The organism is Staphylococcus sp. LKG4-2 (assembly GCF_050955665.1).
GTDB lineage: Bacteria > Bacillota > Bacilli > Staphylococcales > Staphylococcaceae > Staphylococcus > Staphylococcus saprophyticus.
This window is the reverse complement of sequence record NZ_CP194532.1, coordinates 1308404-1323730: the sequence shown is the minus strand read 5'-3', so window position 1 is coordinate 1323730 and position 15327 is coordinate 1308404. Positions and strand designations below refer to the sequence as shown.

At 32.6% G+C, this 15327-nt stretch carries 14 protein-coding genes and 1 pseudogene; 5 read left to right on the top strand and 10 right to left on the bottom strand.

Annotated elements, in window-relative coordinates; translation table 11 throughout:
- Positions 1-23: 23 nt before the first annotated feature.
- Positions 24-1196 (top strand): annotated as a pseudogene (locus ACM6UH_RS06580) (esterase-like activity of phytase family protein).
- Between the two features lie 53 nt (positions 1197-1249).
- On the opposite strand, the gene ACM6UH_RS06575 reads toward ACM6UH_RS06580, so the two are convergent.
- From ACM6UH_RS06575 to ezrA, 9 genes are all read right to left on the bottom strand, one after another.
- The gene (locus ACM6UH_RS06575) at positions 1250-2449 is read right to left on the bottom strand and encodes an acetate kinase (protein WP_011302897.1); all 1200 of its coding nucleotides are present in this window, start codon (positions 2447-2449) and stop codon (positions 1250-1252) included.
- Between the two features lie 85 nt (positions 2450-2534).
- A complete protein-coding gene (locus ACM6UH_RS06570) occupies positions 2535-3482 on the bottom strand; it encodes a class I SAM-dependent methyltransferase (protein WP_011302896.1) in 948 nt (315 codons plus the stop codon).
- Between the two features lie 166 nt (positions 3483-3648).
- Positions 3649-4143, bottom strand: coding sequence for a thiol peroxidase (gene tpx / locus ACM6UH_RS06565; protein ID WP_002483031.1), 495 nt, complete (start codon positions 4141-4143; stop codon positions 3649-3651).
- A 92-nt stretch (positions 4144-4235) separates the two neighbouring features.
- Positions 4236-4772: an RDD family protein gene (locus ACM6UH_RS06560; RefSeq protein ID WP_047504054.1), complete on the bottom strand. Its 537-nt coding sequence runs from the start codon at positions 4770-4772 to the stop codon at positions 4236-4238.
- Between the two features lie 8 nt (positions 4773-4780).
- On the bottom strand, positions 4781-5773 hold the full coding sequence (sppA, locus tag ACM6UH_RS06555) for a signal peptide peptidase SppA (RefSeq protein ID WP_069793601.1): 993 nt from the start codon (positions 5771-5773) through the stop codon (positions 4781-4783).
- Between the two features lie 284 nt (positions 5774-6057).
- Positions 6058-6831, bottom strand: a complete 774-nt coding sequence (locus ACM6UH_RS06550; RefSeq protein ID WP_011302893.1) for a sulfite exporter TauE/SafE family protein — start codon at positions 6829-6831, stop codon at positions 6058-6060.
- A gap of 54 nt (positions 6832-6885) precedes the next feature.
- Entirely contained in the window at positions 6886-8109 is a 1224-nt protein-coding gene (gene thiI / locus ACM6UH_RS06545; RefSeq protein WP_011302892.1) for a tRNA uracil 4-sulfurtransferase ThiI, read from the bottom strand.
- Complete coding sequence (locus ACM6UH_RS06540; protein WP_041080011.1) at positions 8106-9242, bottom strand: cysteine desulfurase family protein; 1137 nt, start codon at positions 9240-9242, stop codon at positions 8106-8108. Before ACM6UH_RS06540 ends, thiI begins: the two co-directional genes overlap by 4 nt.
- A gap of 541 nt (positions 9243-9783) precedes the next feature.
- On the bottom strand, positions 9784-11475 hold the full coding sequence (gene ezrA, locus ACM6UH_RS06535) for a septation ring formation regulator EzrA (RefSeq protein ID WP_011302890.1): 1692 nt from the start codon (positions 11473-11475) through the stop codon (positions 9784-9786).
- A 225-nt stretch (positions 11476-11700) separates the two neighbouring features.
- Between ezrA and ACM6UH_RS06530 the strand changes: the two genes are divergently transcribed.
- The 3 genes from ACM6UH_RS06530 (at position 11701) to ACM6UH_RS06520 (ending at position 13707) form a co-directional block, all read left to right on the top strand.
- On the top strand, positions 11701-12165 hold the full coding sequence (locus ACM6UH_RS06530; RefSeq protein WP_011302889.1) for a GAF domain-containing protein: 465 nt from the start codon (positions 11701-11703) through the stop codon (positions 12163-12165).
- A gap of 255 nt (positions 12166-12420) precedes the next feature.
- A complete protein-coding gene (gene rpsD / locus ACM6UH_RS06525) occupies positions 12421-13023 on the top strand; it encodes a 30S ribosomal protein S4 (RefSeq protein WP_002483023.1) in 603 nt (200 codons plus the stop codon).
- 156 nt (positions 13024-13179) lie between these two features.
- A complete protein-coding gene (locus ACM6UH_RS06520) occupies positions 13180-13707 on the top strand; it encodes a GNAT family N-acetyltransferase (RefSeq protein WP_047504063.1) in 528 nt (175 codons plus the stop codon).
- A 247-nt stretch (positions 13708-13954) separates the two neighbouring features.
- Here the strand turns inward: ACM6UH_RS06520 and ACM6UH_RS06515 are convergent, their stop codons facing one another.
- Complete coding sequence (locus ACM6UH_RS06515; protein ID WP_047504066.1) at positions 13955-14701, bottom strand: glycerophosphodiester phosphodiesterase; 747 nt, start codon at positions 14699-14701, stop codon at positions 13955-13957.
- Positions 14702-14778: 77 nt separating this feature from the next.
- On the opposite strand from ACM6UH_RS06515, the gene ACM6UH_RS06510 reads away from it, so the two are divergent.
- Entirely contained in the window at positions 14779-15219 is a 441-nt protein-coding gene (locus tag ACM6UH_RS06510) for an SACOL1771 family peroxiredoxin (RefSeq protein WP_047504070.1), read from the top strand.
- Positions 15220-15327 lie beyond the last annotated feature (108 nt).

The following is a 15327-nucleotide window of genomic DNA, read 5'->3' as shown; positions in this document are numbered from 1 at the left end:
TTTAAATTAAGGAGCATGTAAATATGAAAATGATTTATAAATCATTCGCAATAAGTTTATTAGCATTAACTACTTTGAGTCACACATATAATAGTCAAGTTAGTGCAAAGGCTAAAGTATCCGAACACGCAACACAATCCGTAGACGACCTTAGATTTATAGGTAGTCAAACTGTGCCATATAACACTCAATTCGATGATACAAAAGTTGGCGCTATTTCTGGAATTACCTATCAACCAACAACTCATCGTTGGTTATTAATAAGTGCTGATCGTTCAGAACAAAATCCTTCTAGATTCTACGAAGCAAAACTAAACTATAACCAAAATCATTTTAATAAAATTAAGCTACAATCTATGCACTTTCTAAAACAGCCGAATGGTTCAAACTATACTAACAAGAACCATTACAAAGACAATCCACAAGATATCGTTGCTGATCCATAATCTATTCGCTTCGACCCTTTATACAAACAAATCATGTATACAAGTGAAGGTGATCGTAGTTTAGGCCTAAATCCTTTTATCCATTTAGCTTCGTTACAGGGCGACTTTATTACAGAAATACCTATAAGCCACACACAAAAAATGGATCAACATGCAAAACATGGTTTCCGTAATAATCTCGCATTAGAAGGAAGTACATTTTCAGCAGATGGGCATTCTATTTGGACAGCAACAGAAGCGCCTTTAATACAAGATGGTAAATCCCCTACACCTACAACAGAGGGATTATCTCGCATCACACAATATGATAGACAAGGACGCTTATTAAACGAATATGCATATCGTTTAGATGCTATACCGAAATCACCTGGTAAGGGTAAGGAAGCTGAAAATGGCGTTTCTGAATTATTAGCAATTAACAATCATGAATTTTTAACTTTGGAACGCGCAAGTGTGCAATCTTCTGATAATTCATATCACAATTATGTACGCATTTATAAAATAAATACCGACCAAGCTACAGATATTAAAAATCAAGAGTCATTAAAGCAAACTAAGATTCACCCTGTAAAAAAAGAACTCATCGCTGATTTAAATAAAGAAGATATTGGTCACATAGATAATATCGAAGGTATTACATTTGGTAAACAATTACCAAATGGACACGACAGCATTGTTATAGTTGCTGACAATAATTTTAATAAGGCTCAAAAGCAACAATTTATGGCGTTTGAAGTTATTCCAAAATAACAAAAAAGGCATTTTCCGATTTTGGAAAATGCCTTTACTTATTTAAATATAATTTATTTAAGATCACCAAAATTGATAACGTCACGCGCAATCATAACTTCTTCATTTGTTGGAATAACGATAACTTTAACTGGTGAGTGTGGGTAGTTAATAAATGCTTCTTCACCATGAATGCTTTCATTTTTCTTAGCATCCCAATATACTCCCATAAATTCTAATCCTTCTAACACTTTAGCTCTTACAACATCAGAATTTTCACCAACGCCTGCTGTAAATACGATAACATCTACACCATGCATACGTGTCGCATAAGAACCGATATATTTGTGAATACGTGAAGCGAAGACATCGAGTGCTAATTGAGCTCTATCTTTGCCCTCTTCAGCTTCTCCTTGAATATCTCTTAAATCACTAGATGTACCAGAGATACCAAGTAATCCTGATTCCTTATTCAACGTATTTAAGACTTCTTCAGCATTCTTACCTGTTTTTTCCATGATAAACGGAATTAATGCAGGGTCAATGTTACCTGAACGTGTTCCCATTGTCACACCAGCTAAAGGTGTGAATCCCATGGATGTATCTACAGATTCTCCACCATCGATAGCAGCTATAGAGGCACCATTACCAATATGACAAGAAATAAGACGTAATTCTTCAATTGGTTTACCTAAAATATCTGCTGCACGTTGAGAGACATATTTATGGCTCGTACCGTGGAAACCATATTTACGAATACCATAATCTTTATAATATTGATAAGGTAAACTATACAAGAACGATTTTTCAGGCATTGTTTGATGGAATGATGTATCAAACACTGCGACATGTGGAATTTCCGGTAATAATTTACGGAAAGCGCGGATACCCATTAAGTTAGCTGGGTTGTGTAAAGGTGCTAATTCACTTAAACTTTCAATTTGCTTTTCTACTTCATCAGTTATATAAACTGACTCTGGGAATAATTCGCCACCATGTACAACTCGGTGTCCAGTACCATTAATGTCATAAATACTATCAATGACACCATGTTTTTTGAAACTATCTAACATGATATTAACTGCTTCTTCGTGATCAGCAATATCATTTGTTTCTTTAATTTTATCCCCATTTACTTCAATAGTGAATACTGAATCTTTTAATCCAATACGTTCAATAAGTCCCTTAGTTACAATTTTTTCTTCCGGCATTTCAATAAGTTGAAATTTCAAAGATGAACTACCAGCATTTATAGCCAAAATCAATTTTGACATAAGCACAATGCCTCCATTTTCAAATAAGTTTTATATCCATTACTATTTAATCATTAATACAGTATGAATTCAAGAATATTACAGTTTAATTTTCAGGATGATTTTCTTGCATCCATGCATTTAAATCTTGTAAAAATGCTTGGAACTGTTGTGGGCTCTTGAAATCTGGTATATTTGCTAATAAAACTTCGACTGGTTTCGTCACATTCGTTTCTTTTTTCTGTAATACAAGGATAGATTTACGTGCTTTTTCATTTTTAAATAAGGTTGATGGTAAATTTAAGAATGCTTGCATTTCTGTCTCTGTAGCAATGAAATTTTGCAACTGTTTCACATTTTCACCTTCAAAAATATTGCTTGGAACAACTAAAAATGCATAACCAGATGCTTTCATAGCTGTAATAGCTTGCTCTATCAATAAGAAATGAGAATAACTGTGCCCTTCATCGAAACCAAGTGCCATTTCTTTACTTCTATCATCAACAGGATAGTATCCAATTGGTAAATCCCCTATTACAACGTCTGCGTCTTCGAAAGGTAAAGGCATAATTGCATCTTGAGGATAAACATCAAACGGTATTTCTAAAAAGTTAGCCAAATGGACACTTACTCTAGAAAGTACTGGATCTACTTCTACTAAGTGATGCATTAAAGTGTGATCTGAAAGCACCTCGTGTACCGAAGCACTTAAATGTCCAGCACCACTAGCAATATCTGCAATGTGCATTGACTCGTTATTTTTTAAGAATCGTTCAGCTAAAAAGCCTAAAATTAGGCCAATAGAATCTGGTGTAATTTGATGATTTGCTTGTATATCTTCTTTTTGCATTAGACTTAGATATGCAAACTGGAATGCTTTCCTTCTATCTTGCAATGTAGCTTGTTCTAATAACTCTCTCTTATTTGTATAAATATGCTCCATAGCAAGACCTAAATTTTCGATAAAACTTTGTCCGTTTCCATCATTTAAATCCTTTACTTTTTCATCTAATGTTTTGAATAACTGCTCCATTACTGTTTCTTCTTGTGTCATTTAATAGTCCTTTCTAAAAAAACTGCCCATAATTTAATTGAAATCAAGCCAGTTTATACTAACTTATTTTACCAAATAATTATGGACAGTAATTTTTATAATGTCAATGATACTGTTTGCTTGAGCAACAATATATTTAACTTATTATATATATTGCAAAACGTAATTAAATATTGCGATATGCTTCTAATGCTGATTCAAAGTCTGGGAAATCTGTACCTTCAGAAACAATCTCTGAATATACGACTTTATTATTTTTATCTAATACAAAAACGGAACGTGCAAGTAAACGTAATTCTTCCATTACGACACCATAGTTTTTACCAAAAGATAAGTCTTTATGGTCACTTAATGTAATCACGTTATCTAATCCGTTCGATGCACACCATCTTTTTTGTGCGAATGGTAAATCAACTGAAACAGTTAATACAACGCCATCTTCTTGTGAAGCTTCTTCGTTAAATTTACGCGTTTGTTGATCGCAAACACCTGTATCTATAGATGGTACAACACTAATTAATTTCTTTTGACCATCATAAGTTGATAAGTTTACTTCATTTAAATCATTATCTAGCAAAGTGAATTCTGGAGCTGTTTCACCTGTTTTCACTTGCGAACCTAATAAAGTAATTGGTTCTTGTTTGAATGTAATTTGCGCCATTAGAACGCCTCCTAAATTATAAATGTGTACTTCAATTATTATAACGCTTTAGAATTATGAATGATACTATTCTACCTGTAATAAGTGTTAACCTACTTTAAATAAAACAATTTTTCAAATTTATTTTTTATGACCACCGTATCTGCGAAATAATCATGTATACCTCTATGCTTTTTAGTAAAAATTGTCACTAAATAAGGCAAGTTTGCAAATACACCGCTAATAATACGTCCAATCCATTCTCTAAACAGTACATCTGTCCACGTTAGCTGTTGTCTGTCCATGCGCTCTACTCTGATATTGCAAATCATTTTACCAAGTGTTTGTTTAAAATATTTTGTCATTAATACAAAATACAAATAAAATACTAATGCATCCAACAGATGACCCACACTAAAATAATCAATCCATAGTTTTGCTGAATCTAAATTTGTGAAATGATAAATCGGTTTTAAGATCAAACTATGTACTCCGAAAATGATTAACAAATCTATTATGAAAGCACAAAACCTAATACCAAAACCAGCATATAAAGCTTTTAACATTTGTTCATGATACAGTGCATCTGTATCTATTTTTTGTGCACTATCTTTTGTATATTCTGAAACACTGTCTTGTATGTTTTCCATAATTTCACCTAACCCTCGTAAAGATACATAGGTTCAGTTTTAGTATCATTTGTAATGATTGATTTCACATCTTTGATTTCATTTGTAAACTGAGAAATGCTTGATTTCACATTATACATTGATGAGAACCAACCACCGTCTGTGCTATAATCAAACACTTCTGCGTCCTTAGCATTAATATCTTTTTTCAATGCTTTGACAGTTTGATCTTCGTAACCAATTTCGTCAATCAGACCATTACTTTTCGCTTGTTGCGCGCTATAAATTCGACCATCTGCCAGCTTTCTAACTTTACTTTCTGGCATATCTCGACCGTCTTTTACAATATTAACAAATCTATTGAAGCTATCATCTAAAACAGATTGTAAGATATCTCTTTCTTCGCTTGTCATTTCTCTTGAACTGCTTAAAATATCTTTATGTTCACCTGATTTGATTACGTTTTGTTTGATACCTAAATTCTTTTGTAATCCGGAGTAATCGATACTAGACATAATCACTCCGATTGAACCAGTCATTGTTTGTGGACCTGCATAAATCTTATCTGCAGGTGCTGAAATATAATATCCACCTGACGCAGCCATGCTATCCATATGTACATAAATCTTTTTATGTTTTTGTTTAATTTCTTTTATCTTTTCATAAATTTCATCACTTGGATATGTACCGCCACCGGGTGTATTGACCGTTAACAGCACACCTTTTATAGAATCATCTTTTTTCACATTATCCAACTGTTTTAAAAATGCTTCATGGTTATATCCTTCACCACCGAACAGGCCACCACCAGTACCTTCAGTAATTTCACCATTTAATGTTAGATGAGCGATACGTTTGCTGGAATTACCTTCTTTTTCTACTTTCTCTGTAAAAGGATTCGTATCAGATGTAGTTGATTCACTAAATAAAGATGAAACAACAGCTGAAATAGAACTCATTATTATACCACCTAGAACGATCACAACTGCAAGTATTAAGGCGATAATACGCTTTTTCGACATTCATCGTCACTCCCATATATTTTCTATTGATTCCTTCTTCATTTAAACACAATTAAATCCTAAATGTATACCTTAAATAAGATTAATAAAGAGAGCATAGTAAGAAATCAATCCATTTTGATTTCTTACTATGCTCTCAACAATTCATCATTTACTTTAGACCATACTGTTACTTATTGATAAACACTTTCTGTTAAAATCCAATCACGTGTTTGACTCAAAACTACTACAAAAATGAGACTTATGTATTTATAACAGATTTTATATACTGTACTAATTGATAGCTATATGATTTGTATTAAATAATCATAAGCATTTTTCAAGATTAATATTGCAGTCACGACTATAAATAATACTTTGACGTAGCCCACACCTTTTTTTATAGCAAACATAGCACCTACATAAGAACCACATATCATACTTACAGCCATAATCAAGCCATAAAAATAATCCACTTGGCCTAAGCATATAAATAAGAGGAGTGCACCTAAATTGGAGGCAAAGTTTAACACTTTCGCATTACCTGCCGCGCCTAAAAAATCAAAACCAAACATTAGTAAAATAAAGAGCATAAAAGAACCCGTTCCGCCACCTAAAAAGCCATCATAAAAGCCTATTAAACACATGAGTAAAGCAAATAGTATTGCTTTCCCAAAAGTTAATTTGGTAAAGGTACGGACGTTACCCCAATCTTTTTTCATAATCGTGTAAATCATCACAATGGTTAGTATAACAATAACAACTGGTTTTAAGAGCTCTGAAGGTAAGAATGTGGCGATACTGGCGCCACCAATAGCGAATACAAATACAAATGGAAATAATTTACCAACAATTTTCAAATCTACATTGCCAGAACGCAAAAAGCGAAATGCACTTGTCAAAGAACCGAATGCACTTGCTAATTTATTTGTTCCTAATGCTGTGGATGGTGGCATACCAACTGCAAGCAATGCAGGTATTGATATTAAACCACCACCGCCTACAACTGCATCAATAAATGCAGCCAAAAATCCAAGAAGAATAATGATGATTACAATTGAAACATCCCACTCTAACATTTAACCAACCCCTTTATTTATTAAAAAATATATATTCCATGATACTTTAATATATTAAAATAAATCGTCAGCTAGTGCTTGTGTTGCTGTATCTTTTTCACTTTGGTAATCACTAGTAATAAGCAATGTTTCAATACCATCTACAGCTTGTTGTACTAATGGTTCAAAATCATAACCAATTTCATATTTTTCTACTTTTTCAATATCTGGTTCAGTTATAGGATTTTTTGGCGTGAAGATTGTGCAACAATCTTCATAAGGTTGAATAGACACATCAAACGTTCCAATTTCTTTCGCTTTTTTTACAATATCTTCTTTATCTAACGTTAATAACGGGCGAAGTACTGGTGTAGAAGTGACATGGTTAATAGCATACATACTTTTTAGCGTTTGACTTGCCACTTGACCTAAATTTTCACCATTTACTATCGCATGGGCATCAATATCATGAACAACTTTATCCGCAACGCGCATCATCATGCGTCTTGTTGAAGTCATTGTATAGCGTTCATGTACAACTTTATTAACTTGTTTTTGTAAATCTGTAAAAGGAACAATATGCAATTTTATGGGTCCTACATGTCCAGATAAAATGCGTGTTAATTCAATAACCTTTTCTTTCGCTTTTTCACTTGTAAATGGCGGACTATGAAAATGAATCGCTTCTACTGTAACACCTCTGCGCATAACTTCTATACCTGCAACAGGTGAATCAATACCGCCGGATAGCATAAGCAATGTCTTACCACCCGTACCTACTGGTAATCCACCTGAACCTTCAATCACTTGATCGTACATATAGATTGCATCTAAACGTACTTCTACTTTAATGTTGTGATCTGGGTTATGCACATCGACTGATAAATGGTTCGTAGCATCTAAAACAGCGCCACCGACCGTGCGTTGCAATGCATACGTATCATATGGAAAGTTTTTATCTGAACGTTTTACATCAATTTTAAATGTATCACCATCTGCATATTCCTTAGCAAAGCGCACCGCTAATTCATTAACCGCTTCTACTGTCTTTTCAATTTTTAATACGGGACTGATAGAATAAATACCGAAGACTTTTTTTAGTCGATTACACATTTCTTCAATATCTGCGCCTTCGTCTAATTCAATATACATTCTGTCTCTATTTGCCTTTACTGTATAACCTTGTAACGGCATTAATGCAAGCTTTACATTAGAACGTAATTTGTTCACAAATATTTTACGGTTGGCGCCTTTTAAAGTAAGCTCACCGTACCTCACTAATATGTGATCATAAATCATACTAACAACTCCTTCACTTCTTCATATACTAATTTGAATTTTTCCTTGAATGTTTCAATATCTGCTTCAGTAGTATAGCTATCCATAGAAATACGGATACTACCTTCAATTTGCTTCGTTGGAATACCCATTGCTAACAAAACTTCATTAAGACTTGCTTTTTTCGAAGAACAAGCACTCGTCGTTGATAACATGATGTCATTTTTAGAGAATGCATTCACCAATACTTCACCTTTAACACCTGCCAACCCAACATTTAAAATATGAGCAGCAGCACCCTTAGGTGAATTAACCTCAACACCACGAAATGCAACCAAATATTGGCGTAATTCATTATTAAATTCGCTTAACCGACTATTTAAATCCTGTGTATGATTAACTGCTGATTTCATCGCTTTAACGATAGCAATATCCATCGGTAAGTTAACCGTCCCACTTCTCACACCAAATTCTTGTCCACCACCATGAACAATTGGTTCTAACTGATGTATATTTCGAACAAATAAAATGCCTTGGCCTTTCAAACCATTAAATTTATGTCCGCTTAGACTAAGTGTATCTACACCTTCAAATATGAGTGGTGTTTTCCCAATAGCTTGTACTGCATCAACATGTAAATGTGCTTTAGGATATTGATGAACAATCTCTGCTATATCGGCAATCGGTTGTATTTGACCCATTATATTGTTGACATGCATACATGTAACAAGTCCTACATTATCTGACATTAATGTTTGAAGGTGATTCAAATCTATTCGACCTTCATCTGTTACATCGACATACTTCACAATAAATCCTTCGTCCTCTAGTGAACGAACCACTTCTAAAACGGAGGGATGTTCTAATAATGAAGTGATAATTTCATTGGCGAAATTCTTTTTCTTATAAGCAATACCTTTAAGTGCTATATTATTTGATTCAGTAGCACCACTTGTATAAATAATATCAAATGTATTATCTAAATTAAATAAGTCTTTAATTTGTCGTTTTGATTGTTGTAATAATTGTTCTGCTTGTAAACCTGCTTGATGTGGACTATTAGGATTAAAATATAGTGATTGATTCACTTTAATAAAAGTATCTAACACATCTTGATTAGGCTTCGTTGTTGCAGCGTTATCAAGGTATATCAATGTTTTCACTCCAATTTTTTCTTGTAGTTTATTTGAACTCCGAAAAGCGTCGGCTTTTAAAATTTTATATCTTAATCGGAATATGCTACATATAAACATTTCATTTAACAGAATATATGCATGCGCTCCACCTATTCATTTTAATGATTTAACATTAATACATTTTATAACTAAATTAGATTGAATATACGCACTTAAATACATTTTCATATGTTTTAACTATCCGATTAAAACTTACACTGTTAGCATTATACTCGCTTTTACTAAAAAGAAAAGAGACTGAGACATAAATCATATAATTGTTAAATAATTTACGATACTAGCTTGTTCATCATGGGATTAAATAAAAATCAATTCACATTCAATGCACACTTCACGTATTCAAATCGATGAACATGCATTACAAATAAAACGCTATGTATCGACTGTCCGTTTTTTTAAATTAACAATCCTCATTCGAATCAACGATTGCAAAAAAGACTCGAGACAATCAGTGTCTCGAGTCTTTTCTAATCTATAGTTATGCGTAATGTGTTTAATATTAACCAATAACTTTTGATTCTATTTGTTTTGTAATACCAGGCTCAACGCGTTCCAATGCTTGTTCAGAAATTTCAATTGAACGTTTATACCTATTATTCTTAAATAAGCGTTCTGCTTCATTAAGACTTTTATCAATATTTGAACTATCTTTACGATAACGATTGCCATATTCAATTAGTTTTTCTGCATAAACTGCATTAACAAGTACATCTGTAGCTTCATCATCAAATTTATTCATTTGTAGGACGACTTTAGATACTTTATCTTTTAACTGTTTGACATGAATTGGACGTACACTAAATTTCTTGTTAACTTCTCTTACTTCATAATCAATTTCATTTTTCATAATGATAAAACGTTCCGGTACACTTGGTAAATTAGAAGCAAGTAATTTTCTATATACTTCTTCTTTTTTACTTTGTACTCGTAAAATATTTTCTTCAGCTTCTGCCTCATCTTCACGCAATTGAATTAAATGATTTTGTAATTTTTCTTGTTTTTCATTAATAACAGCTACATGTTCTTCGATATATTTCAAGTTGTCTTGCACTTCACTATAACGCACTGCAGATTTCGCCATTTCACGTAAAATTTCATCATATACTGAAATCATATTTTGAATTTCATTTTCAAACTGTCTTACATTTTGTACGTCACTTTCATTTATATAATAATTTTCGCGCACATATTCAATTTCAGTTTGTAATGTATAGTTCATTTCTTTTGCTCTAAATAAATTATCTGTAATAACTTCTTTTGTTTCTTCAACATCATTTTTAGCTTTAACTTCAAGCTCGATTAGTTCGTACATTTCATCTAATCGGTCATTAATGCTGTTTAATTTTTCATTTGCTTCATCAAGTTCTAATCTGCTTATCATTGGCTCTACAAAGCTTAACTCCGTTTTTAATGTTTGAAGCGTGCTATCAATTTTGACATGATCTAAGTCGTAGCCTTCTACTTTCAAGTCTCTACAACCATATTTAATGTCTTGGAATTGGCCGGGCAATTCTTTTTGTGCTTCTTTTATTAAATCTGGAATTTCATCCATATCTGTTTTTAAATAATTCATGTCATCATTTAAAGTTTTGATATGGTCATGTGCTTGATTGAAATTACCTTCTGATTTAAGCGTTTCATAAGTTTCCATTTCTGGAACAAAAGATTCGATTTCTTGTTCAAGCGGTGAAGCTGCTTCGCCGAATTGATGTCTGTTTGCTAACACATCACGCTTCATTTCGCGGTAATCCGTTTTACATTCATTATATAAATGGTCACTTTGTTTATGTAGTCCTATAATCTCTTCTACTTGTGTAGTGAGCTCATTATAGTTCGCTTCATATTGATCCATCATTTCATGCGCTTCATCCACTTCAGTTTGAGCTTGTGAAAACTTAAATTTATCAAGCAAGCCCTCTGCATCATGAATCTTTTCTTCTACCGGTAATAAATACTGATTTTTACTATCTAACGATGATTGTTTCAATCTATCATACGTTGATTTTGTCTCACCTGTTAAGTTAAATTCTGTTAATTGAGATAAACTTTCATCGTATGGTAATTGTTCAACTTTATGCTTTCGTTCTTCAGCCTTTTCTATCATTTGGCTTTTATTTGAACGCATATAGAACAATACACCAACAATAATGAGTATAATGAATATAATTGCTAAAACGATATACAACACCATATGTTTTCTCCTCCTATTTTATCACTGTTTATTATAACGTAAGTTACCTATGCATTAAAAGAGAAAATGGATTAATTCATGTGAATATTTTTTATTTTATTTAAAATGATCTCTAATAATAATATGTATTAGGTTATTTATTATCTAACCCTTTTCAAATCAATTGATTGATTACTATTAAAACAGTCTTTATACTAAATGAAAAGTAAAAAGTGAGGTTGTCTAATGACGGAAGTTAAAGAAACAAACTATAATTTATTGGAAAAACAAGTGAGTAGTTTAATAGAAGATGAGTCGAATTTAATTGCTATACTGAGTAATGTATCCGCGCTACTAAATGATTCGATTGATCAAATTAACTGGGTTGGATTTTATCTTATTGAAAACGAAGCATTAATTTTAGGACCATTCCAAGGTCATCCTGCATGTGTTCATATCGCAATCGGCAAAGGTGTATGCGGTACTGCTGTTTCTGAAGAACAAACACAACTTGTAGATGATGTGAATGCATTTCCAGGTCACATTGCTTGTGATGCGAATAGCAAATCTGAAATTGTTGTTCCACTTCGTAAAAATAACCAAATTATTGGTGTATTAGATATCGATGCGCCTATTACAAGTAGATTTACTGATGTAGACAAAAATGGCCTAGAACAAATTGTTGCTCGTATTGAAAAGCAAATATCATAATTCCATCGCAACTTGAATATGGACAAAGTCGAAAAGACTATTGACAGCAACCGATAACATGTTACAATGTACTTTGTGTGAATAAACGAAATTAGCAGTTGCGTATTAGTTGGCTCTATGTTGTTCCCAACGCGGACGTGCCGTGTAACCGTTGCTATGAGGCGAGGACACATAAAACAATATATCCAAGTAAGCATGCAACACTCTTTTTTGTTTTTTCATAACAAACAAAAGAGAAAAAGGAGGAGTCTTATTATGGCTCGATTTAGAGGTTCAAACTGGAAAAAATCACGTCGTTTAGGTATCTCATTAAGTGGTACTGGTAAGGAATTAGAAAAACGTCCTTATGCACCAGGTCAACACGGTCCTAACCAACGTAAAAAATTATCAGAATATGCATTACAATTACGTGAAAAACAAAAATTACGTTACTTATATGGAATGACTGAAAGACAATTCCGTAACACATTTGAAATCGCTGGTAACCAACATGGTGTCCACGGTGAAAACTTCATGCAATTATTAGCTGCTCGTTTAGATGCAGTTGTATATTCATTAGGTTTAGCACGTACACGTCGTCAAGCTCGTCAAATCGTTAACCACGGTCACATCGAAGTAGATGGCAAACGTGTTGATATTCCATCATACACTTTAAAACCTGGTCAAGAAATCTCAGTTCGTGAAAAATCTTTAAAATTAGATATCATTGCTGAATCAGTTGAAATTAACAATTTCGTACCAGACTACTTAGAGTTTGATGCAGATAACTTAAAAGGTAAATATATCCGCGTTCCAGAACGTAGTGAATTACCTGCTGAAATCAATGAACAACTTATCGTTGAGTACTACTCAAGATAAACATTGTCTTTTCAACCAAGAAGTCCTTTACGGATTTCTTGGTTTTTTTTATTTTGGTTTTTAATACAAACTGACATACACCCCTATTATATGTAACGTCTTAATTTACAAACCTTCTGACATTTCGTATGCTATAAGTATAGAGGAGTGTTAATCTTGATTATTAGAGCATTAGAAGAAACAGATTTAGATTTCGTTCATCACTTAAATAATGAATATTCTATTATGTCATATTGGTTTGAAGAACCCTATCAATCATTAAGTGAGCTTCAATCTTTATATAAAAAACATATCTTAGATGAATCAGAACGCCGATTCATTATCGAACACGACCATATACGAATTGGTGTTGTAGAATTAGTAGAAATTAATTTTATACATAGTAACTGTGAGATTCAAATCATTGTTGATCCAAAATTCAGTGGTAAAGGCTTTGCTAAGAATGCCTTTAAAATGGCCATTGATTATGCATTTCTTGTACTAAATTTACATAAAATATATTTGTTTGTAGATGTAAACAATGAAAAAGCTGTCCATATTTATAAAAGTCAAAACTTCACTATCGAAGGTACCTTACAAGAACACTTTTATACTAGAGGCGAATACAGTGATTGTTTTGTAATGGGATTACTAAAAAAGAACTGGATAAATCACCATGATAATGATTTATCACACATTCGTTAGTTAGCTACGAGTTAAAATATACATTAAAAGTAATGATTTTTAATATAACAACTGTATAGTTGTTATATCCCACGTATCCACAAAATTAAAAGAAAGTGAGCTTTTCTTTTGCTCATTCATATATCTTACTATTCCTTTTCAAAGGCATAAAAGCGCCGAGACATACATTGCTGTCTCGGCCACTTTTATGTCTAATTTAATACTAATATAAATAACTTTATACAAACTGTTTCATTTCAGTTTTAAATTAATTTATAAGTGTTTCTGGATTATCTGATATTAACCCATGAACTCCTAACGTTATGAGTCTGTTGGCCGTTTCAGAGTCATTTACTGTATACGGCATCACCATTAATCCGTTCTTATTTGCTCTTTTTAAAAATGTTTCATTCACTAATGAAAACTGTGGATTGATATACTGTGCGTATTTACTGATTTGTTTAAATTTAGGTAACCTGTACCAATATTTTTTCTTACTAATTAAAACACCTAACTTATACCCCTTCTTTAAGTTATGTATTTTTTGAATCACTTGTTGATCAAATGATTGAATAATCACCTTTTCTTTAGGCATTTCATATGCCTCCAATTTATTGAGAAGTTCTATTTCTATATTTGGATATAATTTAGGGTATTTGAGTTCTATCAATAATTTTTGAGGGGCTTCTTTAACCATTGCTAAGACATCATCTAACTTCATGATTATTTGCCCTTTAAATGCCTCGTCTTTATATATGCCAAAGTCAAATTGTCGCAAAGCTTCTAATGTATACGCCTTTACTTTTCCTTTGCCATTAGATGTACGGTCTATCGTCTTATCATGAATGACTACAAGATGATTATCTATTGTTCTATGTATATCTATTTCCAACATATCTATATTGCTAGTTAAGGCAACTTCCAACGCGATGCGTGTATTTTCTGGATACTTAGTAGCCAATCCGCGATGTGCAACTAATACAAATTGTTGGCGATTAAATTTGTTATCTTGCAAACCTTCCCCCCTACTTTCTTTATCTCTCAATTTCAACTAAACTTAAGTTATCACATTTAATCAGGAGGTCAATCGATATGGTCCAACATGAATTTAAAGTACAAACAAATTGGAATGGTGGTCGTGACACAGTCGGCAACTTACAAGGCGATATTTTAGAAGAGCAAATTTCTATTCCATCGGGTTTAGGGGGTAATGGTACAGGAACTAATCCAGATGAATTGCTTGTTTCTGCTGCTTCTTCTTGCTATATCATTTCATTAGCAGCTGCTTTGGAACGTTCTGGTTTCACAGATATTAAAATCGCTCAATCATCGATTGGTACAGCTATTTTTGAAAATGCAAAGTTTCGCATGGATAATATCGTACACTATCCAGAAATTTATGTATCTCAAGAACAAAAAGATAATTTAACTAAGAAACTCCCTAAATTGTTAAAGGTTGCAGACAACAATTGCATGATTTCTAATTCCTTGAGAGGAAACGTTGAAGTAAAAATAGTACCAAAAATAAAATAATTTCAAAAAAATTTATATGTGACGGAATATGATTAAATTAACAATGAATACCCTTACATTATTTTTAGATTGATTCTATTTCGCCCTTTTTTCTAACTAAAAGCTTTT

What these genes read in the sequence shown, in the direction of transcription:
- ACM6UH_RS06530 (WP_011302889.1), top strand. Translation starts at nt 11,701, where the DNA reads ATGACGGAAGTTAAAGAAACAAACTATAATTTATTGGAAAAACAAGTG.
- ACM6UH_RS06560 (WP_047504054.1), bottom strand. Translation starts at nt 4,772, where the DNA reads ATGGAAAACATACAAGACAGTGTTTCAGAATATACAAAAGATAGTGCA.
- tpx (WP_002483031.1), bottom strand. Translation starts at nt 4,143, where the DNA reads ATGGCGCAAATTACATTCAAACAAGAACCAATTACTTTATTAGGTTCG.
- ACM6UH_RS06510 (WP_047504070.1), top strand. Translation starts at nt 14,779, where the DNA reads ATGGTCCAACATGAATTTAAAGTACAAACAAATTGGAATGGTGGTCGT.
- ACM6UH_RS06570 (WP_011302896.1), bottom strand. Translation starts at nt 3,482, where the DNA reads ATGACACAAGAAGAAACAGTAATGGAGCAGTTATTCAAAACATTAGAT.
- ezrA (WP_011302890.1), bottom strand. Translation starts at nt 11,475, where the DNA reads ATGGTGTTGTATATCGTTTTAGCAATTATATTCATTATACTCATTATT.
- ACM6UH_RS06575 (WP_011302897.1), bottom strand. Translation starts at nt 2,449, where the DNA reads ATGTCAAAATTGATTTTGGCTATAAATGCTGGTAGTTCATCTTTGAAA.
- ACM6UH_RS06550 (WP_011302893.1), bottom strand. Translation starts at nt 6,831, where the DNA reads ATGTTAGAGTGGGATGTTTCAATTGTAATCATCATTATTCTTCTTGGA.
- rpsD (WP_002483023.1), top strand. Translation starts at nt 12,421, where the DNA reads ATGGCTCGATTTAGAGGTTCAAACTGGAAAAAATCACGTCGTTTAGGT.
- thiI (WP_011302892.1), bottom strand. Translation starts at nt 8,109, where the DNA reads ATGATTTATGATCACATATTAGTGAGGTACGGTGAGCTTACTTTAAAA.
- sppA (WP_069793601.1), bottom strand. Translation starts at nt 5,773, where the DNA reads ATGTCGAAAAAGCGTATTATCGCCTTAATACTTGCAGTTGTGATCGTT.